The following is a 23,894-nucleotide window of genomic DNA, read 5'->3' as shown; positions in this document are numbered from 1 at the left end:
CGTTATCAGGCGAGACGCTTCTGCAAGCTTCCTGACGCAACCCGCGTTATTCGTAGTCCTGCAGGCCGCAGCAACTGAGGAAGCGGGCCATCAGAGGCGTAAGCTGATCCGCTTTGTAGATAACGTAAAGTTCTCGCTGCTCAAGCACGGCGCCGGTTTCCACCTCTTTCAGGTCACCGCGCTCCAGTTCGGCGTCCACGGCCAGAAGGGGCAGGATACTCAAGCCCAGACCGGTACTAACCGCACGTTTAATCGCGCCCATGGTGTTCATGATGATCTCATCCTGAACCGAAACCCCGAGAGATTTGAGCAGATTCAGCGACTCAATGCGGGTGGCCGAGTCTTCCTCGTCAAGGATCCAGGTGGCGGCCGTCAGGTCAGCAGGGGTGGCGGCCCGGTGTGCCAGCTTGTGGCCCGGCGCTGCCACAATACAAAGTCGATCATGACGCCAGCAGCGATAGCTGATGCCCTTATCTCTGGGTTTCTGTCCAACGAAGGCCATATCCAGTTCGTTGCGCTCAACCATCGCTTCAACATCAGCACTTGAGCCGATTTTGAGGCGAGTATTAACCGATGGGTAGAGGGTCTTGAAACGGGGCAGCTTGCGCGACAGCACGTAGTTACCCGAGGTCTTATTGGCGCCGATACTCAGGCTGCCTCCAAGGCCACGAGAGCGGTCCTTGAACAACCCTTCCAGTTGCTGGGTTTGTTTCAGTATGGTGTTGGCCTGTTGCAGTGCGAGGTTGCCGGCATCGGTCAGCACCAGGCCGTGGGGCGTGCGCTCCAGCAGCTTGGCTTCGAGCGAACTCTCCAGCTCCTTCAGATTCATACTGACCGCAGGCACCGAAAGGTGGAGTTGGCGGGCGGCCTTAGAGAGCTGGCGGTTGTCGCAGATCGCTTTGAACACCGCCAGTTGTTTCAGGGTAATGCGCATATCCGGTTCCTGTTTAAGCCTCCCGAGTGTACTGGGATGGCTGGCCCGATGGACGGGACCGCGTCACAGAAACACATCAGCGGAGCCCGAGGGCCCCGCTGATGTGTGATGAGGGAGAGGACCCGAACTTACTTCTTAGTGGCGTATTCGGCCGCGTGCTCACCGGCGCGACGACCGAATACCACGGTGTCGGCGATGGCATTACCGCCCAGGCGGTTGTAGCCGTGCACCCCACCGGTCACCTCACCGGCGGCGTACAGGCCCTGGATCGGCCAGCTTTGCAGGTTCAGCACGTTGGAGTTGGTGTCCACCGCAACGCCACCCATAGTGTGGTGGATGCCCGGCGCCACTTTCACCGCGTAGTAGGGAGGCTGGCTCAGGTTCAGCGGCATGTCGCTGCGGCCAAAGGCCTCATCTTTACCGGTAGCCTGGTAGCGGTTGTAGTCTTCAGCGGTTTTGGCTAGGGATTCCATACCGGTGATCTTGGCCAGCTCCTCAATGGTGTTGGCTTTGCTCAGCATGCCCAGGTGCTCGTAGCCGCGCACCATCTGCTTCTTCTCGATCAGCTGCTCGTCAAACACCAGCCAGGCGTACTGCTCGTCCTGCTTAAGGATGGCGTCGGAGGCACGGTCACGGGTGGTCAGCTCGTTGATAAAGCGTTCACCGTGAACATTCACCATGATGGCCCCCACGCCGCGTACGGTTTCAGAGATCAGGATGCGGCTGTCTTTGCCAATGGTTGGGTGGGCCTGGACCCAGTCGATGTCAGTCATGGACGCGCCAATCTCTTTGGCCAGGCGGATGCCGTCACCGGTGGCGGTAACATTGTTGGAGCTGGTCATGTCCTTAAAGGTGGGGCGGTAGTAGGCCACCATCTCTTTGTTCATGCCGTAACCGCCAGTGGCCAGAACCACGGCATCAGCGCCGATCATCTTGTGGCCGGAGTGTTTACCGTGTACCACCACACCCACGATGCGCTGATCGTCGTCCAGTACCAGTTTTTCCACGCGGGAGTTGAGGCGCACATCGATGCCTTCGCGCTCAGCGGCGGCGCGCAGGGTGTCAATAATGTGTGGACCCACGCTGTAGCCACCGGTCGGACGGTGGGTACGCTCCACCTTGGCGCCACCGGAGCGCTTCAGGTCATCCATGTTGGCGCCCAGGGACTCCAGCCACTTAACGCCGTCGGCAGACTCTTCCGCCATGATCTGCACCAGCGCTTTGTCGTTCTGGTAACGACCGCCTTTCATGGCGTCTTCCACAAAGGACTCGATGCTGTCATCGATCCCTTTCTTGGCCTGTTGCGGGGTACCCACAGCGTTGAAGCCACCGGCGGCCAGCATGGAGTTGCCGCCGGTGAACGGGGCTTTTTCCAGCAGAATCACGTCCGCGCCGGCGCGCTTAGCGGCGATGGCGGCGTTGTAACCGGCAGAGCCGGCACCGACGATCACCACCTGGGTGGTCTCCTTCGGACCCGCCTTAATGGCTTTGGCAATGGCTTCCTGATCCCACTCGGCGTCCCAGGCCGGTTTGGCTTTGGTATCAGCAAACGGCATCTCTACGTCGTCGAAGCTGTGGCACTCGTTGCAGTACATCTTCGGCGCATCGTGAGCGCGGTGGCAGGAGGTGCAGTTGATGTCGCCAAGGTGGGAGGTGTGAGGATCAAACTCCAGTTTGTCGTTGGCCAGGTCTTCGTAACCACCGTGACAGTTTTGGCACTGGGCGTTTTCATGGGTTTCGCTGTCGCTGACTTTCAGCGGTTTGCTGTGGCAGGTATCACAGCCGCCCATGGATTTATGGAAATCCGCCAGAGAACCGCCTTGCGCATAAGCGGCGCCAGACAGAGAGAGCATTACCGCTGCAACGGACAGTACACTTAATTTGAGTTTCATCATCACACCCTTTTTTGGTCGAGTTATTTAACGGGGAAAATGATAACAACCGCAGGGAAATGAAAATTTTGATCCGCTTCAAAGTTAGTTTCCGGCTAATTTCAATTACGTTAAGTGACGTTAAGTATTTCTGAAGGGTAATGGAATTGCCTGTGAGCTTCCTCAAAAAGTGAAATATCTTCGCATCATAGACTGCCCTCCAAATCATAAGAGGAAGTAACTATGAAAAAGATGGCTCTGGTGTTGTTGACCGCCAGCGTTTCCGCGTCAGCACTGGCTGAAGGTCCTGATTTCTATGGTCGTTTCTGGGTTGGGGGCACCTTCTCTGACAACGGTCTGGCCGGGAATGAGAAGGTGGATGGTACCAGTCTGGAGAACTATGCCTCCTACATTGGCATGAAAGGAACGCACGAAATTTCATCAACCCTTAACCTTATCTATAAGGCCGAGGCGGGCATTGAGAGCTTCGACAACAGCGCCTCGGATGTATTTAAGTCTCGTAATACTTATATTGGGCTTGATGGTTCATTCGGTGAAATTACTTTTGGCCGAAATGACACCGTATTTAAGAAAGTCGAAGGCGGTATTGACCAATTTAATATCACCTCGTCCGACATGAACCGCCTGATTGCCGGTAACGATCGTCTGGGTGACACCATCACCTACCGCACGCCGGTGCTGGCGGGCTTCCAGCTGGGCGCAACCTACACACCGGAAGACGACTTTGGTGGCAAGGCGGAGTTGGACGACGCCAACAATTACGCGGTCAGCCTGGTGTACGGCGACGGCAAACTGAAAAAGACCCCGCACTATCTGGCGCTGGCCTACGCCGACGGCCTTAATGGCCTCAAAGCGGTGCGGGTGGCGGCGGGTTACAAGTTGGGCAGCTGGCAGTTCGGTGCGCTGTATCAGGATTCCGAGTCACTGCAATACACCAACCTGGATGGCGATTCCTGGTTGCTGAGCGCCGCCTGGAAACACGGTGCCCACAAGGTGAAAGCCCAGTGGAGTGTGGATAACGCCGGCCTAGGTAAGATCACCAGCAATGCCGGTGCGGACCTGAACACCGTCACCGACAGCGAAGCCTACGCCTACTCGCTGGGCTATGACTACGCCCTGTCCAAACAGGTGACGGTGGGCGCCATCGCCTCCTATTACGATGGCGAGTTTACCGATGCGGCCGGTCGCACCGAGTTCGACGACACGTTGTTGACCGCGCACCTGAAGTACCTGTTCTGACCCTGTCCCGGCGCCAGCAAACCTATCCCTGTTACGGTTGCTGGCGCTGGATCACGTTTTGTTGATCGAATGGCTGCTGCCGTTTCAAGGCGGGAGCCGCACCCCGTTCCGGTCAGGCTGGCTTTGTTACGCTGGCGACTGAATCTTTTGGATTGGGCGTTCATGAGTCAGCGTCACGTATTGAGTCTTTCTGTAGCGGCCGGTGCCACGCTGGTTCTGTCCCTGATGCCACCGATGGCGCAAGGTCTTGGGCTGCTGGCGCTGGCGATCCTGTGCTGGGCAACGGGGGTGATTGGGCCGCTGTATGCCGGGGTGATGATCCCCGCAGTGGCGTTGCTGCTTGGGGTGGTTTCCCCATCGCTGGTGATGGCCAAGACCGTCAATCCGGTGATCAGCATCTTTGTGTTCGGCTTTGTCTTTGCTTACCTTTTTCATCGCAGTGGCCTCGGCGACTGGATGAAGGTCAAGGTGCTGCGCTGGAGCGGTGGCCGCCCGCGCCTAGCCCTGGCCGGCTTTGCCACCCTGGCGTTCTTTACCTCGATGCTGGTGACCAACGTCGCCAGTGTGGCGCTGTTCTTCCCTCTGGCGCTCTCTTTGGCCCCCTATCAATACGGTACCCAGGCCACGCCGCTGCAGAAGTACATCGGCGTGCTGATTGTGCTGAGTGCCACCATGGGGGGGATCTCCTCCATCATTGGCAGCACCACCAGTCTCATTGTGGCGGGGCTGACTGAAATCAATATGCTGGACTGGCTCAAGCTGATGCTGCCGCTGACCCTGTCGCTGTGGCTGTTGGGGGCCTTGGTGGCCCGCCGGGTGTTTGCTCCGGAGTTTGGCGAGCGGGTAATCCAACTGCCCGACGATGTGCCACTGGCACCGGCCCAGCGTTGGATACTGCTGGTGTTCTCTGGCGTGTTGATCAACTGGTTGTGGTGCTATCGCCAGGAGGGGGAACTGGCGCGGCAACTGGCCATTGCCCTGCCGATGTTGGCCATCCTGCCGCTGGCCTGGCTCAGTGGCGAGCGGGTACCTGCGTTGCTCGGTGGCGTGCAGTGGCCGGCGGTGGGGATCTTTGTCAGTGCACTGGTGCTGAGTGAGGTGCTGAAACATCTGGGCGTGGCTTGTGGCCTCGGCGCCGGATTGCAGCCGATCAGCGAGGTGATCCCGGCGCCGCTGTTGGTGCTGGGCATGCTGGTGACCATCATGGCCTTTACCGAGTTTGTGACCAACTCCGGTACCGTAGCGATCTGGGGACCGATGGTGCTCTATCTGGTGGTGCCGCTGGAGCTGGAGATGGCGGAGGTGGCCATCATTCTCGCCATGGGGGGCTCTACCGCCTATATCCTGCCGTCCTCCACACCGGGTAACGCAGTGCTCTACAGCGCCGGGGTGGTGCAGCGTCAGGAGATGCTGCCACTGGGTTACCGCATGAAGCTTACCGCACTGATAGTGATTTTGTTGGGCCTGTTGGGATGGGCACCGATTTGGGAAGCGTTCCACTAGTCTCTTGCCAACCAGAGCGGCAACACCAATGATAGGATTTCGACTACGGCAAGGAGCCTCGTTTTGTCCATGGAAACCCTGATGCTGGACTGCCCGGATGGGCAGCGGATCCAGGTCGTACTTTATTCCCCATCTGCCCCCCTTCGGGGCGGCGTGTTGATCGCCCCGGCACTGGGGGTAACCCAGCAGTTTTATCGCCACCTGGCGCGCTATCTGGCGGACCAGGGTCTGCTGGTATTGAGCCTGGATTACCGCGGGGTAGGGGGCTCGCCCCTGACCACGCCCAAGGCGAGTCGGGTGGGGCTGCAGGACTGGGCCGAGCAGGATCTGGCGGTGGCGCTGGCGGCGCTGACAGCCCGTATTGGCGACCATCCCCTGTACTGGGTCGGACACAGTTTCGGTGGACAGGCATTGGCTCTGGTTCCCGGCCATGAGCGGGTGGATCGCGCGGTGACGGTGGCCAGCTCAGTGCCCTACTGGCGCCATTACGGTGGGCGTGCTTTGGGGATGTGGGCTTTCTGGCACCTGCTGGCACCGGCTCTGAGTCTGGGCAACCGGTTTCCTGCCCGTCAGGTCGGGCTGGCGCGACGGGATCTGCCCAGCGGTCTTATCCGGCAGTGGGCGCGCTGGGGACGGCGCCGGGATTACCTGTTCTGCCCCAGCCACCAACTGGATCTCAGCGCCTACCGGCGTTTCGACAAACCGATGCGGCACTACGGTTTTGCTGATGATCGCTACGCGCCCCCGGCGGCGGTGCGGGATTTGGCGACGCGCTATCCCGCGGCTCCGGCAGAGGTGGTGATCATTGAAGGGGCCCGCCTGACGGCGTTGGGAGGTGTCGGGCACTTCAGCTTCTTTGAGCCCCGGCGCGAGGAGACGTTGTGGCGGGAGTTGACGGCGTTTCTTCTGGCCTGAGCGGAGAGAAAAAAGCGGCGCCCCGGGCGCCGCTTCTGCATCGTTTTCTGCGCTGAGACTCAGGGCAGAATGATATGGGGGATAAAGCGGGAGAGATCCTGCGTAATGCGGCTGCGGTCTTCGCGAATGGAGATGCCACAGGCCTGGTCCCCCACCAGCCAGGAGCCGATCAGCGCGTGGTCATCACCAAACTTCGCCAGTGGATGATAGCCCTGGTAGATCACGCCCTCTTCGCCGTAGTCACCTTCGGATGATTCCACCACTTTGCCACCCTCCAGAATCTCGATGTTGGCGCCCTCGCGGGAGTAGATGGGTTTCTTCACCAGGTTGGATTCGGTGCACTTATCCAGGTGGTCCGGGAAGTAGGCTGGCAGCAGGTTGGGGTGGTTGGGATGGTTATGCCACAACACCGGCAAAATCGCTTTGTTGGAAAGAACCGACTTCCAGGCCGGCTCCAGCCAACGCACATTCGCCTTCTGCAGGTATTGGCCAAACTCCTCCCGCAGCATGAACTCCCAGGGGTAGAGCTTGAAGCAGGCGCGGATCACCTCGCCCTCCGCATCAAGGAACTGCTGGTGCTTGGAGAGACCAATCTGCTCAATGGCGGTGTAGCGGGTGTCGATGCCCGCCTCTTCGGCACAGTCGGCCAGATACTGCACTGTGCCCCGATCCTCATCGCTCTCTTCGCAGCTGGCAAAGTGGAGCGGCACCGGCGGCCACTGCTGTTTCAGCTCCGCAAAGCGCGCAGTCAGCGCTTCCTGAATGCTGTTGAACTGGTCGCTGCCCTGAGCCAGGGTGCCATCTTTCAGGCGGTCATCCAGCCAGAGCCACTGGAAAAAGGCACTCTCGTACAGTGAGGTGGGGGTGTCAGCGTTGTTCTCCAGCAGCTTGGCGGGGCCTTTACCGTCATAGGCCAGATCCATCCGGGCGTACAGGTGCTGATCGCGCATGCGCCAGGAGCTGCGCACCAGGTCCCAGTGCTCCTCGGGAATGGCGAAGCGGCGCAGCAGGTTTTCGTTGTTGACGACCTGGTCCACCACCTCCATGCACATCTGATTCAGCTCTTCGGTAGGGGCTTCCAGATCCCGCTCAATCTGCTCCAGCGTGAACGCGTAGTAACGGCTCTCATCCCAATAGGGTTCGCCATACATGGTGTGGAAATGGAATCCATACTGGCGGGCCTGCTCCTGCCAGTGGGCCCGTGGGCTGATGAGGTGACGCTGCATTTACCCTCCGAAACTGCGGTTGGAGGTGCGGGTGGCGGAACGACTGGCCTGCGCTTTTTGCTGCGCCATACGTCCGAATCCGCCGGACTGGGTGACCCGGGTTGGGGCACTCGCTTTCTGGAAGGCGCTGGGAGCCGGGCGCACGGTGCGATCGCCTCGGTTGCCCACCACATCGCCGTTGGCGGTGACCACCTTGTCCCGCAGGGGAGAGGTGCGGGAACTGGAGCTGTAGACCGGAGCTTGACGCACACTGCGTCCGCCCATCAGGTTGCCCATCATGTAACCCATCATCATCGGCATAAACCAGCTGCCTCCGGTGGCGTTCCCCTGGCTGCCTTCCGGCGCGGATTCACAGTTACCGGGGCCAAACTCCTCTTCACACTGCTGCTGATCGAGGAAGCGTGGGGCGGTGGCCAGGTGGTCCATCTGGGCGGAGCCAAACACCTGCTGGCACAGTTCGCCCTGATCCGGGTAAACCTGCAGGCACTCATCGGCATCGCGGTAGATCTGCGCTTCTTCCCGGGGGGCCGGGCTGCATCCGGAGAGCACCAGCGAGATGGAGATCGCCACCGACGTTGCCATTGGCAGGGCTTTTCGGAAGCGGGGGGCACGTACATTTTGACTGCGTTTCATCAACGGCCTCTTCAGTAACTCATGCAGGCGGCGTTCAGCACGCCAACGCTGATGTTGACGCTGGCCAGCACCACGGCGCCGGCAATCTGATTGTTCTCGATTTTACTGACGATGGTGGGCATCAGGATAAAGCGCACCACCATAAAGGCCAGCAACTGTGCCGCCATGGCGATCGCCGCCCAGATCAAAAAGTCACTGTAGGCGACGGAGTGCTTGGCCGCAGAGGCCAGCGCCAGGGTAAAACCAAGCAGGGCACCGCCAATGCTGATGGCGGCAGCGGTGTTGAAGTCCTGTTTGACCAGTTGCCACTCGTCAAAAGGGGTCAGCAGGGCGTAGAGCACCTTAAACACGACCATGGCCACCAGGCCGGTGCCGAAATAGAGCAAGAAGGGGGTCAGGCCAGAGAGAGAGTCTGAAATCATGACGTCTACCGAGGAGTGAGGGTGGGGGAAGTTATCGCCCATAGACCGGCAAAAGGCAAGGATAGGCGAGGGGGACAGAACAGTTAAAACCAATGATAAACAAAAAGATTGCAGAGTTTTCTTTGACCTGTCATCAGTCTGCGCTTTACTTAACCTTGCCTACATAAACGCCAAAGTGTGGAGTGGCGGTGACGGCAGTCTGAGGGGACCGTCGGACACTCATGCGCGATGACGAGGGGTATGCGCCGGTGTGATACCGGCCGTTGCCAGCCTGGTGGGGCTTGACCGGGAGGCAGCGTGAGCACGACAAGCCCATGTGTCAGAGAAAACAACGTGAATATCTACATCGGTAATTTGTCCTATTCCGTCACTTCAGAAGATCTTCTTGCGGCGTTCGCTGCACACGGTGAGGTCTTGAGCGCCAACGTCATCATGGACCGGGAAACCGGTCGCTCAAAAGGGTTCGGGTTTGTTGAGATGCCCAACTCCGATGAGGGACAAAAGGCGATCCAGGCCCTTAACGAGCAGCCGCTGAGCGGGCGCAATATTCGCGTCAACGAAGCCAAACCCCGGGAACCGCGTCCGCCCCGTCGTTCCCGCTATTGATGCCAAAACGGGGAGCGTTCGCTCCCCGTTTTTTGTTGTTCCGCCTTTTCCGCGTTGAGCTGTTCCTTACAGCAGCAACACCGTATGTCCTGCCTGGCGCAACGCGCTGGCGGCATCACCGCACCGGTCAGCGTTGACTAACAGGTAATCCGTATCAAAGGTGGAGAGGGCAAACAGCGGAATATGGGCCTCAGCCAGGGTGGTGCTCAGTTGGGCCAGGATCCCCACCAGCTCGAAATCCAGCGGACCAGCCACCTTAAAGGCGCGCCATGGGCCCTCCTGGCGATCGCTTTCAATCAGCATCGATTCCGGCGCCAGTATGGAGAGCTCCTCTTCCGTACGGGTCAGGCTGACCAACTGACTGCCACTGAGCCAGTGAGGCGCCACCGGCGTGTCCGGTGGCAATCGGTGAAGGGTGTAGCGTTGGGGCAGGAGCGTCAGCTCCATCGGAGTGGGTGTCATGTTGTCGGCCTCCCTGCCGGCAAACGGGTTTATTCGTCCGGGTACACCTTATCTTTAAACTCACACAGATCCTCAATCAGGCAGGAGCCACAGCGAGGTTTGCGCGCCAGACAGGTGTAGCGGCCATGCAGGATAAGCCAGTGGTGTACGTCCACCTTGAACTCCGCAGGCACCACTTTCAACAGTTTCTGCTCCACCTCATCCACATTCTTACCCATGGCGAACTTGGTGCGGTTGGAGACCCGGAAAATGTGGGTGTCGACGGCGATGGTGGGCCAACCAAAGGCGGTGTTCAGTACCACGTTGGCGGTTTTGCGGCCCACGCCCGGCAGCTTCTCGAGCGCGGCCCGATCCTCCGGCACCTCGCCTCCGTGCTGCTCAACCAGTATCCGTGCCGCCTTAATGACGTTTTCCGCCTTGGTATTGAACAGACCGATGGTCTTGATGTACTCCTTCACCCCCTCGACACCGAGGTCCAGCATCGCCTGAGGGGTGTTGGCCACCGGGAACAGTTTGCGTGTCGCCTTGTTCACCGACACGTCGGTGGCCTGCGCTGACAGTGCCACTGCCACCAGCAGTTCATAGGGGCTGGTGAACTCCAGTTCGGTCTCTGGCTTGGGGTTGTTGGCCTGGAGCCGTTCCAGGATCAGGCGACGTTTGTCCTTATTCATGTTCCCTCAATCCGGTTGTGGGTTACTGGGTGACGCGCACCCGCTCCACTTTCTCTTCTACGGCGGTCTCGGCGGGCTTGAAGCGCGCTTCCACCTTATCGTTGATGGTGTTTTTCAGGGCGATCAGCAGGCCCATGCCAATAAAGGCGCCGGGGGGCAGCAGAGCCAACAGGAAGGGGCTTTGCAGGTCAACCACCTGGAGTCGCAACACCGATGCCCAGTCACCCAGCAGTTGATCCGCGCCGTCAAACAGCGTGCCCTGGCCAATCAGCTCGCGGGCGCCACCCAGAATCATCAACACCAACATAAAGCCCAGGCCCATCATCAGGCCATCGAGGGCGGCGGCCCAAACCGGACTCTTGGAGGCAAAGGCCTCGGCCCGGCCGATGATGACGCAGTTGGTGACGATCAGCGGCAGGAAGATCCCCAGTGACAGGTAGAGGCCATAGGCGTAGGCGTTTACCAGCAACTGCACGCAGGTCACCAGAGCGGCGATGATCATCACGTAAACCGGAATGCGGATCTCATTGGGGATCCCCTTGCGCAGCAGGGATACCAGGATATTGGAGCTGACCAGCACCACCAGCGTGGCCAAACCCAGTCCCATGGCGTTGGTCAGGGTATTGGTGACCGCCAACAGAGGGCAGAGGCCCAGCAGTTGAACAATACCGGGGTTGTTCTTCCACAATCCCTGCCAGGCAATATCGCGAAATTGGCTCATGATTCGCCTCCACACCGGGGCGCGTTGACCAGCGTATCCCGGTTGCGGTTGAAGTAGTTAAGCACCTTCCTGACGGCGCCGACATAGGCGCGCGGCGTGATGGTGGCCCCGGTGAACTGGTCAAATTCACCGCCATCCCGTTTTACCGCCCAGCGGGGGTCTTTCTCATTCTCGAGCCGGTAGCCATTGAAGGACAATACCCAATCGGAGCGACGCAGTTCGATCAGGTCGCCCAGCCCGGGGGTCTCCTGGTGACTCAGAGTACGGACGCCAAGCACCTCACCGTTCCAGTCGATGCCGACGATGATGTTGATGTCACCGTTGTAGCCGTCAGGGGCGGTGGTCTCAATGGCGATGGCAGTGGGCTCACCGTTCTTGGTGGCCAGAAACGCCGGTTGCGGCGCCTTGCTGCCAAGGTACTGCGGGCTGGAGAGCAGCAGGCACTGGTTGTACAGCTCGTTGTCGTAGCGATCCGCCGGAATGATCTGATGCAGCGTGTTCATCAACTGACGACGCTGCTGCTCCGCGATCTGGCTCTTGGTGCCTTCGTAGGTGAGGGCAACGACGCCGGCACACGCGATCCCGAACAGGGCCAGCAACAGGCCATTTTTCTTCATGGACGGGATCATCGGTTGCCTCCATGTCCGTAGGTGCGGGGGCGGGTGTAGTAGTCGATCAGCGGTACGCTCATATTGGCCAGCATGACGGCAAAGGCGACGGCATCCGGGTAACCGCCAAAGCTGCGGATCAGATAGACCAGCAGGCCGATCAGCGCGCCAAAGACCAGGCGTCCTTTATTGCTGGTGGCGGCGGTAACCGGATCCGTGGCGATAAAGAATGCGCCAAACAGGGTGGCCCCACTGAGCAGGTGCAGGGTGACACTGCCGGTGCCATCCGGGTGAAGGATCTGGCCGATCAGGGCACACAGGCCGAGGGACGCGATCATCGCTACCGGGATATGCCAACGGATCACCTTCAGCTTGAGCATCATCAGGCCGCCCAGCAGAAACGCCAGGTTGACCCACTCCCAGCCCACACCGGCCAGAGTCGAAAAGATCGGCTTGTTCAGACTCTCGCCAGCGGTCAGGCCCAGGGTCAGATCGGTCTTAAGGGTATCCAACGGCGTGGCCATGGTACTGCCATCGATGCCCAGGCGAAGCGCATCCACGCTGTGCCCCATCGCATCGGTGCCGGTAAACACCATCATCAGGGTATCCAACGGCCCCAGAGCGGTGGCCGCCAGTGCCTGCGGCGGCAGCCACTGGGTCATCGGCAGTGGGAAGGAGATCAACAGGGCCACGTAAGCCGCCATCGCCGGATTGAACAGGTTTTGGCCGATCCCTCCGTAGAGCTGTTTCACCAGCACAATGGCAAACACCGACCCCAGTACTGCTACGTACCAGGGGGCCAGTGGCGGCAGGCAGATCCCCAGCAGCAGGCCGGTCACCAGTGCGGTGCAGTCCGACAGGGTGGCGCGGACATCCCGGCCACGGGCTTTAACGCACAGCGCTTCGGCCACCAGGGCCGTAGTGACCGCCAGAGCGATCTGCACCAGGTTGCCCCAACCAAAAAACCACCACTGCGCCACAATGCCGGGCAGGGTGCACAGGGCAACCCACTGCATGACGCGATGGGTCGGCATACGCCCCTGAATGTGGGGGGACGAGGCCATTTTAAACGCCATCAGTGTCCTCTCTTACTGATCCGAATTCTGTTGTTGCTTAGCTTTCGCCTTGGCAATAGCCCGGGCGATGGCCGCTTTGCGGGGATCGCTCTCGGTAGCCTTTGGCTTGGCGGAGTCCGAAGCCGACGCTTCGCTGTCGGCTTGCTGCTCGGCTTTTTCGGCAGCCTGCTTCGCCTTGGCTTTGGCGATGGCGGCGGCCACAGCGGCTTTGCGCTTGTCTTCAGCCGGAGCTTCGGCGGCGCTATCGCCCGCTTCAGCCGCTTGCTTCGCCTTGGCTTTGGCAATGGCGGCGGCCACAGCGGCTTTGCGCTTGTCTTCAGCCGGAGCTTCAGTGGTGCTATCGCCCGCTTCAACCGCCTGCTTCGCCTTGGCTTTGGCGATGGCCGCGGCCACAGCGGCTTTGCGCTTGTCTTCAGCCGGAGCTTCAGAGGCGCTATCGTCCGATTCAGCCGCCTGCTTTGCCTTGGCTTTAGCAATGGCGGCAGCCACAGCGGTTTTGCGCTTGTCTTCAGCCGGAGCTTCCGCAGCGGCATCGCCCGCTTCAGCCGCCTGCTTCGCTTTGGCTTTGGCAATGGCGGCGGCCACAGCGGCTTTGCGCTTGTCTTCAGCCGGAGCGTCGGCGGCAGAGTCATCGGAGCCGGCGGCTTGCTTCGCTTTGGCTTTGGCGATGGCAGCGGCCACAGCGGCTTTGCGTTTGTCGTCAGCCGGGGCGTCCGCGGCGGCATCACTCGCTTCACCGGCCTGTCGGGCCTTGGCGCGCGCTACGGCAGCGGCCACGGCGGCTTTGCGCTTATCCTCAGCAGACGGCACTTCAGCAGAATCGTTCTCCTGCGCTCCCTGCTTTGCCTTGGCGCGAGCGACAGCAGCGGCAACGGCCGCCTGACGATCATCGCCGGAAGCGGTGCCGGCGTCTTCTCGGGCGGCTTTTGCGGCGCGGGCCTGCTCTTTACGTTGACGCCGCAGCTCCGCCATATCGGTTTCACCCTCGGTCGCCGCCTGTTTGGCTTTGATGCGGGCCAGTGCAGCTTCGACGCCAGCGCTGGGGGCAGCCGGTGCGGTTTTCTCTGCACGCTTGTGACGGTTCTCGCGCTCGGCTTTCTCTTTCTCCAGGCGCGCCTGACGGGCATCAAATCGCAACTTGGCCTCTTCCGCCTTCTGCGCCTTTTGGGTGGTTTCCCGCAGCTCCGCTTTGGCGATGCGGTAGTGGTGTACCAGAGGAATGTCTGAGGGGCAGACAAAGGCGCAGGCACCGCACTCGATGCAGTCGCTCAGGTTCAGCTGTGCGGCCTTATCGTATTCAGCCGCCTGACTGTGCCAGTAGAGTTGCTGAGGCAGCAGACTTTGCGGACACACCTGAGCGCACTCGCCGCAACGGATGCAGTTGCGGGCGGCCGGGGAGGGCGGCAGTTCTTGGGTGCTGGGCAGTAACAGACAGTTGGTGGCCTTAACCACGGGCACATCCGTGGCTGGCAAGGCAAAGCCCATCATGGGGCCGCCCATGATCAGGGGTTGTCCCGGTTGCGGCTTCGACTGAGTTTGCTCCAGCAACCATTGGATGTCGGTACCAAGACGCACCCAGTAGTTGCCGGGCTTGCCCGCCTGCTCACCGGTGACGGTGACCACCCGCTCAATCAGCGGCTCGTCGTCCAGAACGGCGCGCTTGATCGCGTAGCAGGTGCCCACGTTTTGCATCAGCACACCGAGATCCGCGGGCAGTTGCCCTTTGGGGATCTCCAGCCCGGTGACGATCTGAATCAGCTGCTTTTCGCTGCCGGAGGGGTACTTGGTGGGGATCACCCGAAGCAGGTAGCGTTTTGGGTCCCGGTGGCTGCTGGCCAATGCGGTGCGCACCGCAGCAATGGCGGCGGGCTTGTTATCCTCAATCGCAAACAGAATGCGCTCCGGTTGCAACAGATGATCGAGGATGTCGATGCCAGCCAGGATCGCCTCGGCATGGTCCTGCATCAGACGGTCGTCCGACGTGATGTAGGGTTCGCACTCGGCACCGTTAATGATCAGGTACTGAACCGGTTTATTGGTGCTCAGCTTGATGGCGGCCGGGAAGGTGGCGCCACCCAGACCGGCAATGCCAGCGTCGCGGATGCGAGCCAGAATGGCATCCCGCTCCAGTCCTTCGACGTTGACCCGGGATTCGCGGGGACGCCAGTGATCTTCTCCATCCGGCAGGATCTCGATGCACAGCTCCGACAAGCCGGAAGGGTGCGCGATAGCACGAGGCTCAATGCGACCAACGGTACCGGAGGTGGGGGCGTGCACGGGAACCGCCATCGGGTGATCGGCCCGGGTCAGCGCCTGGCCCTTAAGCACGGTGTCTCCGCTGGCCACCAGCAGACGGCCACTCTGGCCGATGTGCTGGCGAACCGGCACCCAGAAGCGCTCCGGCATCGGCAAGCCGGCAATCGGCGTGCCGTTGGAAAGGGTTTTACGCTCCGGCGGATGGATGCCGCCGGGGAAGGTCCATTGTTGGCCCTGATCGATCTGCTCTAACAAAGTCTGCACTGATCGCTCCTTACTGCACCATACGGACCGGGATGCTTTCGAGATCCCACTTCCAGTTCTGGGGGGTTACCGCGATGGGAAGCATGTCGATGCAATCCACCGGGCAGGGCTCGACGCACAGGTCGCAGCCGGTGCACAGGTCGGCAATCACGGTGTGCATCTGCTTGCCGGTGCCAACGATGGCGTCCACCGGACAGGCCTGAATGCACTTGGTACAGCCGATGCACTCCGCTTCGCGAATGTAGGCCACTTTGGGGCGACTGTCGGCGTCGGCGTCCAGGGGCTCAGGGTCCACCCCCAGCATATCCGCCAGTTTCTGTACCGTGGCTTCGCCACCGGGCGGGCAGCGGTTGATCGGAGCCTCACCCTTGGCAATCGCTTCCGCATAGGGGCGGCAACCCGGGAATCCACACTGCCCGCACTGGGTTTGGGGCAGCGCTTGTTCGATCTGTTCCACCATGGGGTCGCCTTCCACTTTGAAGCGGATAGCGGCGTAGCCCAGCAGGACCCCAAACACCAGCGCGAGGCCAGCCAGGACCAATACGGCAAAAAGAATACTGCTCATCGATTACTTAACCAGTCCGGTAAAGCCCATAAAGGCAAGGGACATCAGGCCCGCGGTGATCATGGCGATGGAGGCGCCTTTAAAGGGCAGGGGCACATCCGCCGCTGCAAGCCGCTCACGCATGGCGGAGAAGAGAATCAACACCAGGGCAAAACCGGCCGCAGCGCCGAAGCCGTAAAGGACGGAGCTGATGAAATCGTGCTGCTCATTGATGTTGAGCAGGGCCACGCCCAATACCGCACAGTTGGTGGTGATCAGAGGCAGATAGATGCCCAGCACCCGATGGAGGGAGGCACTGGTCTTGCGGACGACCATCTCGGTAAATTGCACTACAACGGCAATCACCAGGATGAAACTGAGGGTACGCAGGTAGGTCAACTCCAGCGGCACCAGCAGATACTGATGAACCAGATAACTGCAGGTGGAGGCCAGGGTCAGAACGAAGGCGGTGGCCATAGACATGCCTATGGCGGATTCCAGTTTGCTGGACACGCCCATAAACGGGCAGAGGCCCAGGAACTTCACCAGCACAAAGTTGTTGACCAGTACGGTGCCCACCAGCAACAACAGGTATTCGGTCATGACAATGCGGTCGTGTTGAAAAGTAGTCCGCCATTATCGGTAAATCCGCGCAGCGAAACAACTGACTGCAAGCAGGGTTACTGGTTTCCTGCTCAGAGAATCGGCGGCCCGGCAATGAACCGGGCCACGGATCAGGCTCGGATCGGATGAATGGGCTTGGGCATGGCGATGTGGTGCCCCTGGAGCCCGTGAACCTTGAGTTGCTCCAGGGTCACTTTTTCATCGGCGCTTTCAACGTGCGTGGCGATCACTTTCAGCTCAAGGCGTACTGCGATCTCCATCAGCATCTTAATAAAGAACTGATTGTTGTGATTATCCTGGATATCCCGGATCAGGCTGGGCTCAAGCTTAACAAAGTCCGGTTTCAGGATTTGCAGATAGCGGAACGACGTCAGTGCCGTACCGAAATGGTCGATGCAGATCCGGGCGCCGAGACGATGGAGGCGTCGAACAATATCCGTTGCGTGGGTCGGATTCTGCTGAATGCTATTTTCACTGACCTCGATCACCAGGCGACTGGCCAGTTTGGGTTGATCCTGCAGTTGGTGCTCAAGCCAGTGGATGAACTTCACATCGTTAAAGGAGTGATTGGCCAGGTTCAGGCTGAACGCTTCAATGCTGTCGCCGTCATTGGAAAGCTCCCGTATCAGCCGGGACACCACCATCTTGTCCAGTTGCGAGACCTTGCCATAGCGCGCCGCCATGGAGAACAGCGGCTCTGTGGGCAGCGGGTTGCCATCCACATTCTGAAAGCGCACCAGCATCTCGGTAAACAGGGGACGGTCATCCCGGTTGCTCTGAATACGCTGATGGATAAAGTGCAGTCTTCCCTGTTCCAGTACATCATCAATCACCGTCAGCCATCGTTCGGAATCGAGGCCCAGATCCGCCAGTGAGCTGTCCATCAGGTAGTGTCCGTGCGCGCCCATCGATTCCGCCATACTGACGGCGGTGTCCAGATTGGTCAGAAGCTGGCTGATGCGATCGCTCTGATGGTAGGCGATGGCGCCCAGGCTGCCCGCGTTGTCCACTTCATGGTGCTTGGCCAACTCAGCCAACTGCATGCTGAGATCCTTAAGCAGTAATCTGGCGTTGTCCTGGTCACAATCCGGCAGGCGCAGAATGAAATCGGTCGCGCCGTAGCGATAGCCGTAGCCGGTCTTCTCTTTCCGGGCGTATTGCTTCAGCAGATGCCCAATCTCCGCGAGATAACGATCACCACCGTTGCGACCCTGTCGCTCATTGATCTGGCCGAGGGCGCTGGCGCGCAACAGAATCAGGTGGCCGTGATGGAGGTCGGTACTGGCAGGGCGCTCCATCTCTTCGATAAAGAAGGCGCGGGTTTTGATGCCGGACACCGGATCCAGAATGGGTTGGCTGTGCAGATGACGCTTGCTGAGGCTGGCCATCCGCTCTTTCAGTTGAGAGCGGGCATTAAACAGGGCTTTGCCCACCGGGCGAAGTTGGCCGGACACCCGGTCCAGGTCGCTGGGAAGTTCCAGACTGGGCAAGCGCTCAATGGCGTTGACCAGAGTCCACAGATGATTCTTCACCCGCACGCTGCGCCAGGAGACCAACAGCAGTGCCAGCAGCAATACAATGCTGACCAACAACATCGGTTTGATGAGAACCGTTGTGGCCTTGGAGAGGTATCGATCGCCATCCAGTTGCAGACGGATATCCAGATCCTGCCATCGGCTCTCCAGAGTCAGGTTACTGGAGTAGAGGTCCAGCATAGGCGCGAACAGATGGCGGGGTTCCTGGTATCGGCCAAACACCGTCTGAGTCGCATCATTGCGATCACGGATAAAGGCGTACGCCAGCGGAAGCTCTTGCGAAAGCTGTCTGGGGATCTGCTCCGGATCGGCACCGGCCTCCAGTGCGCTGTCCAGCGCCATCTGAAGTTCTGACCGGTCATCGCTAATCTCGTTATGGAGGGCGTGAGCACCGACCATAAGCAGCGCGGCACTCGCGGCCAGATAGAGGCCAATCAAGCAGAAAAGAGTGGTACGGGTGCTCAACATAAGACCACGATCTCCTTATCGCGAATTGCCTTACACAGCGGTTTGCCAATTTGGCATTTGTTCGGGCTATTGAACGTACTGGGGCAGGGCCCGTTGCCATATCAATCAATTACGGCAAATGAGTGTAGCGATCCTAGATCGTCCGGGTGTCAGTAGCAAGGCTGGGGAGTCATTGGTGACCGCAATGCGTGAATCAGAGTCAACTGGGGAATGAGACGATAAATGAAACCGGCTTTTACCCGGGTAAAAAGGGGTTTAGAGAAGTGAAGGGGCAGGGGAGGCGTCAGGGAAGAGCGTAAAGCCACTTGGCGGCATTGGGTTGTGAATCAGAGCGCAGAGGAGGTTGATTGCAAAGCCGCGATGGAATGGGACTAGGGTGTAACCGTGGGCCAGGGCCCACGCTACCTTGGGGCAGCGACATACGCTGATTCTGACCAGAGCCAGTCCGCCGTTCTACCGACGCTTCAGATACGAAAAAGGCCCCGCTGATGCGAGGCCTTCGAAAGTGGCTCCCCCTGCTGGACTTGAACCAGCGACATACGCTGATTCTGACAAGAGCCAGTCCGCCGTTCTACCGACGCTTCAGATACGAAAAAGGCCCCGCTGATGCGAGGCCTTCGAAAGTGGCTCCCCCTGCTGGACTTGGGGCAGCGACATACGCTGATTCTGACCAGAGCCAGTCCGCCGTTCTACCGACGCTTCAGATACGAAAAAGGCCCCGCTGATGCGAGGCCTTCGAAAGTGGCTCCCCCTGCTGGACTTGAACCAGCGACATACGCTGATTCTGACCAGAGCCAGTCCGCCGTTCTACCGACGCTTCAGATACGAAAAAGGCCCCGCTGATGCGAGGCCTTCGAAAGTGGCTCCCCCTGCTGGACTTGGGGCAGCGACATACGCTGATTCTGACCAGAGCCAGTCCGCCGTTCTACCGACGCTTCAGATACGAAAAAGGCCCCGCTGATGCGAGGCCTTCGAAAGTGGCTCCCCCTGCTGGACTTGAACCAGCGACATACGGATTAACAGTCCGCCGTTCTACCGACTGAACTAAGGGGGAACAGATTGTGATGCGTGTTTTGTCTGACGCCTCAGGAAAAGTGGCTCCCCCTGCTGGACTTGAACCAGCGACATACGGATTAACAGTCCGCCGTTCTACCGACTGAACTAAGGGGGAACAGGTTGTGATGCGTGTTTTGTCTGACGCCTCAGTAAAGTGGCTCCCCCTGCTGGACTTGAGTGAGCGACATACGCCGATTCTAACAAGAGCCAGTCCGCCGTTCTCACGGCAGGGTCCAACTTAAAAGTGGCTCCCCCTGCTGGACTTGAACCAGCGACATACGGATTAACAGTCCGCCGTTCTACCGACTGAACTAAGGGGGAACATCATCGTCTCAAGGACGGAGCGCATCTTAATGGGCACCTAATGGGTAGTCAACAGCCGTCCCCAAAAATTCCCCTGTCAGAGGCGCGTTTGTTTACCCTCTGTGCAATGGGATTAATTGATCGGCAATTGCGGATGATTTTTGCTTCGAGTGTCGTTTGAATGGGCGAAGAATCTGGGGTGTAGTCAGTGAGTTACGAATGACGTTTTTTCTTTCGCTAAGACTAATGGAGAGGAAAAAAAGGTTGACATTTTCTAAGCCAGAACGGCTCTGGGTTTATCGTTGTTATCCACTGATTTTGTGGATAACTGTGTTAATGAACTCGTGAATGAAGGTGTCAGGCCGCGTCACTACAGGGTTTGCAGCAAGTTGAGCAACGATTGTGCATAATTGACTCGAGCATAAAAAACAAACACTTAGCGCATAATGTCGCCGCCCTCGACCGCGGCGCGCCAAAACTGAAATTTTACAACTTTTTGTGAAGTCGGGGTTGTGTATTAGTTTTGGTTGTTATCCAATCGTCGCCGTTTGACTCTCTCCAGGAGCTCTTGTGTCCCGTCCCCACGTTCACCAACTGACCCAAGGCGACGTTATCGCTCACCTGCGCCGCATGACCTGGCCGCTGCTGTTGGCGATGGTGTTGTTGATGACCTTCAACTTTGTCGACGCTTACTTTGTCAGTTTGCTGGGTACCAAAGAGCTGGCGGCCTTCTCCTTTACCTTTCCGGTGACCTTTACCCTGTTCAGCGTAGTAATTGGCTTGGGGATAGGGACCAGTGCGGCTGTGGCGACGGCTCAGGGCAAAGGGCAGCAAGCGAGAGCAAGGGCTCTGGGAGGCTCTGCGCTGGCGTTGTCCGCTGGTCTGGTGCTGGTGCTGGCGGTGCCGGTGTGGTTCGGACATGACTGGCTGTTTCGTGCCCTGGGGGCCAAAGGGGACTCCCTCGACCTGATTAACCAGTTTATGAGCGTCTGGTTGCTGGGCGTGGTGTTCATCACCTTCCCCATGATCGGCAATGCGGTGATGCGCGCCAACGGTAACACCCGGTTGCCCAGTCTGGTGATGGCAGCCAGCGCTTTTGTAAATGCGGCGCTGGATCCGCTCTTTATCTTTGGCTGGGGTCCGGTGCCCGCCATGGGGCTCAAAGGGGCGGCATTGGCGACCGTGTGCGCCAACCTGGTCTCCAGTGCGGTGATCATCTATATGCTGGTTTTCCGCATGAAAGCGGTGGGCTGGTTCCGTGAGTGGTCGGAGCGCCTGCAGGGGTATCGGGAGATCCTGGCGATCGCGCTACCGGCTGCGGGCTCCAACATTCTGACTCCACTGGCAATGGGGCTGATGACCGCCATTATGGCGGGCTATGGCGAGGCGGCAGTGGCGGCGTTTGGGGTTGGGACCCGACTGGAGTCGCTCTCCACTCTGGTGGTTTTGACGCTCTCCATGAGTCTGCCGCCACTGATCAGTCAGAATGCGGCAGCGGGACATATGGACCGGGTACGGCTGCTCTATCGTCAGGTGATCAAGTTTGTCTTGCTGTTTCAGGGTGGGGTCTACCTTCTTCTGTTGCTCTCTTCAGGCTGGATTGGCCAGGCGTTTGGTCAGGATGCGGAAGTGGCTGCCACCATCGCGCTGCTGGTCAGCATCCTGCCGCTTTCCTACGGCGCTCAAGGGGTGATCATCCTGTCCAACTCCAGCTTCAATGCGCTGCACCGGCCCCTGTCGGCACTGGGGCTATCGGTCATCCGATTGTTTGTGATGTACCTGCCCCTGGCGTATATCGGTGGTAAACTCGCTGGATTGACCGGCGTCTTTGTCGGCGCAGCGGTGGCCAATGTTCTGACCGCGCTGATCGCCTGGCGCTGGGTTTGGTACCACCTATGCTGTAACCGCGACAAACCAACCGAGGCTGTCCGTGAGTCGACCCTTTAAGCTGCAATCCCAGTTTCAACCCGCCGGCGATCAACCCGGCGCCATCGCTCAACTCCTAGAAGGGCTGGATGCCGGATTGGCTCACCAGACGCTGCTCGGGGTAACCGGTTCCGGCAAAACCTTCACCATGGCGAACGTGATCGCCGAGTTGAACCGACCCACCATCATCCTGGCCCACAACAAGACTCTGGCGGCCCAGTTGTATGGGGAGATGAAGGAGTTCTTCCCGGATAACGCGGTGGAGTATTTCGTCTCCTACTACGACTACTACCAGCCAGAAGCTTATGTCCCCTCGACAGACACCTTTATCGAGAAGGACGCGTCCATCAACGCGCACATTGAGCAGATGCGACTCTCTGCCACCAAGGCACTGATGGAGCGTCGTGACGTGGTGCTGGTGGCCTCGGTGTCTGCCATCTACGGCCTGGGCGATCCTAAAGCCTATATGGCGATGCTGCTGCACCTGCGTCAAGGCGACATCATGAACCAGCGTGACATTCTGAAGCGTCTCGCTGAGCTGCAGTACACCCGCAATGATATGGCGTTTGAGCGCGGTACTTTCCGCGTTCGGGGAGAGGTGATCGACATCTTCCCAGCGGACTCGGACCGGGATGCGGTTCGCATTGAGCTGTTTGATGAGGAGATTGAGCGCCTCTCCCTGTTTGACCCGCTGACCGGCGCACAGAGCCGGGAGGTGGCGCGCTACACCGTTTACCCGAAAACCCACTATGTGACGCCGCGAGAAACCATTATCGGGGCGATCGACAAGATAAAGGATGAGTTGAAGGGACGGCATCAGCAGCTGCTGGATAATCACAAGCTGATTGAGGCACAGCGCATCAAGGAGCGCACCCAATTTGATGTGGAGATGATGCTGGAGCTGGGCTACTGCTCCGGCATTGAAAACTACTCCCGTTACCTGTCCGGCCGGGCGCCGGGCGAGCCGCCGCCGACCCTGCTCGATTACCTGCCGGACGATGGTTTGCTGATCATCGATGAGTCCCACGTTACCGTGCCGCAGCTCGGGGCGATGTACAAAGGGGACCGCAGCCGCAAAGAGACCCTGGTGGAGTATGGCTTCCGCCTGCCCTCGGCGATGGACAACCGGCCACTGAAATTTGAAGAGTTTGAGGCGATTGCGCCCCAAACCGTCTTTGTCTCCGCGACACCGGCGAAGTACGAGCTGGATAAGTCCGCAGGTGACGTGGTGGAGCAGGTGGTGCGTCCTACCGGCTTGCTCGACCCTGAGATTGAGATCCGTCCGGTTGCGACCCAGGTGGATGACCTGTTGTCGGAGATCCGCCTCCGTGCCGAGACCAACGAGCGGGTGCTGGTCACCACCCTGACCAAACGTATGGCCGAGGACCTGACCGAATACCTGGAGGAGCACGGTGTCCGGGTGCGCTATCTGCACTCCGATGTGGACACGGTGGAGCGGATGGAGATCATCCGGGATCTTCGTCTGGGCGAGTTTGATGTGTTGGTTGGCATCAACCTGTTGCGGGAGGGGCTGGATATGCCAGAGGTGTCTCTGGTGGCGATTCTTGATGCCGACAAAGAGGGTTTCCTGCGTTCGGATCGTTCCCTGATCCAGACCATGGGCCGGGCGGCCCGTAACGTCAACGGTAAGGCGATTCTCTATGCCGACCGCATCACGGGATCCATGGAACGGGCCATTGGCGAAACCCGTCGTCGCCGTGCCAAGCAGGAGGCGTACAACGCCGAGCATGGCATCGTGCCCAAGGGGCTGGTGAAGAAGATCACCGATGTGATGGATGTGGGTGGCAAATCGCGCAGCAGTCGCAAGGTGGCGGAAACCAAGCCCACCTATCAGGCTGTGGATCCGGGTAAGGTGGCTAAGTCCATCGCCGAACTGGAAAAAGCGATGTACGAGCATGCCCGCAACCTGGAGTTTGAGAAAGCGGCAGCGATCCGCGACCAGGTCGAGGCACTGCGGGGACAGTTGGTCACCTCCTGATCCCCTCTGGC

At 59.4% G+C, this 23,894-nt stretch carries 20 protein-coding genes and 3 tRNA genes; 6 read left to right on the top strand and 17 right to left on the bottom strand.

The window, feature by feature from the left end:
• Nucleotides 1-46: 46 nt before the first annotated feature.
• Nucleotides 47-934, bottom strand: a complete 888-nt coding sequence (locus KUV52_RS15100; protein ID WP_222526736.1) for a LysR family transcriptional regulator — start codon at nt 932-934, stop codon at nt 47-49.
• Nucleotides 935-1,062: 128 nt separating this feature from the next.
• Nucleotides 1,063-2,826 carry a flavocytochrome c gene (locus KUV52_RS15095; RefSeq protein WP_222526735.1) on the bottom strand — a complete coding sequence of 588 codons (1,764 nt, stop codon included), beginning with the start codon at nt 2,824-2,826 and terminating at the stop codon, nt 1,063-1,065.
• Between the two features lie 222 nt (nt 2,827-3,048).
• Here KUV52_RS15095 and KUV52_RS15090 point away from each other — a divergent pair, with 222 nt between their 5' ends.
• The 3 genes from KUV52_RS15090 to KUV52_RS15080 all read left to right on the top strand — a co-directional run bounded on the left by KUV52_RS15090 (nt 3,049) and on the right by KUV52_RS15080 (nt 6,483).
• Entirely contained in the window at nt 3,049-4,065 is a 1,017-nt protein-coding gene (locus KUV52_RS15090) for a porin (RefSeq protein WP_222526734.1), read from the top strand.
• Between the two features lie 162 nt (nt 4,066-4,227).
• Complete coding sequence (locus tag KUV52_RS15085) at nt 4,228-5,568, top strand: SLC13 family permease (protein WP_222526733.1); 1,341 nt, start codon at nt 4,228-4,230, stop codon at nt 5,566-5,568.
• 69 nt (nt 5,569-5,637) lie between these two features.
• Entirely contained in the window at nt 5,638-6,483 is an 846-nt protein-coding gene (locus tag KUV52_RS15080) for an alpha/beta fold hydrolase (protein WP_261390081.1), read from the top strand.
• 59 nt (nt 6,484-6,542) lie between these two features.
• Here KUV52_RS15080 and KUV52_RS15075 read toward each other — a convergent pair whose 3' ends face one another.
• The 3 genes from KUV52_RS15075 to KUV52_RS15065 are packed head-to-tail and all read right to left on the bottom strand — an operon-like array spanning nt 6,543 to nt 8,764.
• A complete protein-coding gene (locus KUV52_RS15075) occupies nt 6,543-7,709 on the bottom strand; it encodes a glutathionylspermidine synthase family protein (RefSeq protein WP_222526731.1) in 1,167 nt (388 codons plus the stop codon).
• The gene (locus KUV52_RS15070; RefSeq protein ID WP_222526730.1) at nt 7,710-8,342 is read right to left on the bottom strand and encodes a DUF1190 domain-containing protein; all 633 of its coding nucleotides are present in this window, start codon (nt 8,340-8,342) and stop codon (nt 7,710-7,712) included.
• A gap of 11 nt (nt 8,343-8,353) precedes the next feature.
• Nucleotides 8,354-8,764 carry a DUF350 domain-containing protein gene (locus KUV52_RS15065; protein WP_222526729.1) on the bottom strand — a complete coding sequence of 137 codons (411 nt, stop codon included), beginning with the start codon at nt 8,762-8,764 and terminating at the stop codon, nt 8,354-8,356.
• Between the two features lie 333 nt (nt 8,765-9,097).
• Here KUV52_RS15065 and KUV52_RS15060 point away from each other — a divergent pair, with 333 nt between their 5' ends.
• Nucleotides 9,098-9,370: an RNA recognition motif domain-containing protein gene (locus KUV52_RS15060; RefSeq protein ID WP_222526728.1), complete on the top strand. Its 273-nt coding sequence runs from the start codon at nt 9,098-9,100 to the stop codon at nt 9,368-9,370.
• Between the two features lie 66 nt (nt 9,371-9,436).
• On the opposite strand, the gene KUV52_RS15055 is transcribed toward KUV52_RS15060, so the two are convergent.
• The 12 genes from KUV52_RS15055 to KUV52_RS15000 all read right to left on the bottom strand — a co-directional run bounded on the left by KUV52_RS15055 (nt 9,437) and on the right by KUV52_RS15000 (nt 19,976).
• Nucleotides 9,437-9,832, bottom strand: coding sequence for an ACT domain-containing protein (locus tag KUV52_RS15055; protein WP_222526727.1), 396 nt, complete (start codon nt 9,830-9,832; stop codon nt 9,437-9,439).
• A gap of 29 nt (nt 9,833-9,861) precedes the next feature.
• Entirely contained in the window at nt 9,862-10,503 is a 642-nt protein-coding gene (gene nth / locus KUV52_RS15050; protein WP_222526726.1) for an endonuclease III, read from the bottom strand.
• Between the two features lie 22 nt (nt 10,504-10,525).
• A complete protein-coding gene (locus tag KUV52_RS15045) occupies nt 10,526-11,224 on the bottom strand; it encodes an electron transport complex subunit E (RefSeq protein ID WP_222526725.1) in 699 nt (232 codons plus the stop codon).
• The gene (gene rsxG, locus KUV52_RS15040; RefSeq protein WP_222526724.1) at nt 11,221-11,853 is read right to left on the bottom strand and encodes an electron transport complex subunit RsxG; all 633 of its coding nucleotides are present in this window, start codon (nt 11,851-11,853) and stop codon (nt 11,221-11,223) included. The genes KUV52_RS15045 and rsxG overlap by 4 nt, the downstream gene beginning before the upstream one ends.
• Nucleotides 11,850-12,908: an electron transport complex subunit RsxD gene (gene rsxD, locus KUV52_RS15035; RefSeq protein WP_222526723.1), complete on the bottom strand. Its 1,059-nt coding sequence runs from the start codon at nt 12,906-12,908 to the stop codon at nt 11,850-11,852. Before rsxD ends, rsxG begins: the two co-directional genes overlap by 4 nt.
• Before the next feature lie 12 nt (nt 12,909-12,920).
• The gene (rsxC, locus tag KUV52_RS15030; protein WP_222526722.1) at nt 12,921-15,428 is read right to left on the bottom strand and encodes an electron transport complex subunit RsxC; all 2,508 of its coding nucleotides are present in this window, start codon (nt 15,426-15,428) and stop codon (nt 12,921-12,923) included.
• A 10-nt stretch (nt 15,429-15,438) separates the two neighbouring features.
• Nucleotides 15,439-15,993 carry an electron transport complex subunit RsxB gene (gene rsxB / locus KUV52_RS15025; protein WP_222526721.1) on the bottom strand — a complete coding sequence of 185 codons (555 nt, stop codon included), beginning with the start codon at nt 15,991-15,993 and terminating at the stop codon, nt 15,439-15,441.
• Between the two features lie 3 nt (nt 15,994-15,996).
• Nucleotides 15,997-16,575 (bottom strand): electron transport complex subunit RsxA, encoded by a 579-nt coding sequence (gene rsxA, locus KUV52_RS15020; RefSeq protein ID WP_222203292.1) that lies wholly within the window; start codon nt 16,573-16,575, stop codon nt 15,997-15,999.
• A 131-nt stretch (nt 16,576-16,706) separates the two neighbouring features.
• Nucleotides 16,707-18,599: an EAL domain-containing protein gene (locus KUV52_RS15015; protein ID WP_222526720.1), complete on the bottom strand. Its 1,893-nt coding sequence runs from the start codon at nt 18,597-18,599 to the stop codon at nt 16,707-16,709.
• Nucleotides 18,600-19,577: 978 nt separating this feature from the next.
• Nucleotides 19,578-19,653: transfer RNA gene (locus tag KUV52_RS15010), tRNA-Asn, on the bottom strand.
• A 41-nt stretch (nt 19,654-19,694) separates the two neighbouring features.
• Nucleotides 19,695-19,770, bottom strand: a tRNA-Asn gene (locus tag KUV52_RS15005).
• A 130-nt stretch (nt 19,771-19,900) separates the two neighbouring features.
• A tRNA-Asn gene (locus KUV52_RS15000) sits at nt 19,901-19,976 on the bottom strand.
• A 552-nt stretch (nt 19,977-20,528) separates the two neighbouring features.
• Between KUV52_RS15000 and KUV52_RS14995 the strand changes: the two genes are divergently transcribed.
• Both KUV52_RS14995 and uvrB read left to right on the top strand, forming a co-directional pair.
• A complete protein-coding gene (locus KUV52_RS14995; RefSeq protein ID WP_222526719.1) occupies nt 20,529-21,905 on the top strand; it encodes an MATE family efflux transporter in 1,377 nt (458 codons plus the stop codon).
• Complete coding sequence (uvrB, locus tag KUV52_RS14990) at nt 21,889-23,883, top strand: excinuclease ABC subunit UvrB (RefSeq protein WP_222526718.1); 1,995 nt, start codon at nt 21,889-21,891, stop codon at nt 23,881-23,883. Before KUV52_RS14995 ends, uvrB begins: the two co-directional genes overlap by 17 nt.
• Nucleotides 23,884-23,894: the final 11 nt, after the last annotated feature.

This window comes from Ferrimonas balearica, assembly GCF_019802055.1.
GTDB lineage: Bacteria > Pseudomonadota > Gammaproteobacteria > Enterobacterales > Shewanellaceae > Ferrimonas > Ferrimonas balearica_A.
Note: the sequence above shows the minus strand (reverse complement) of the source record. Positions and strands in the feature narration are given on the sequence as shown.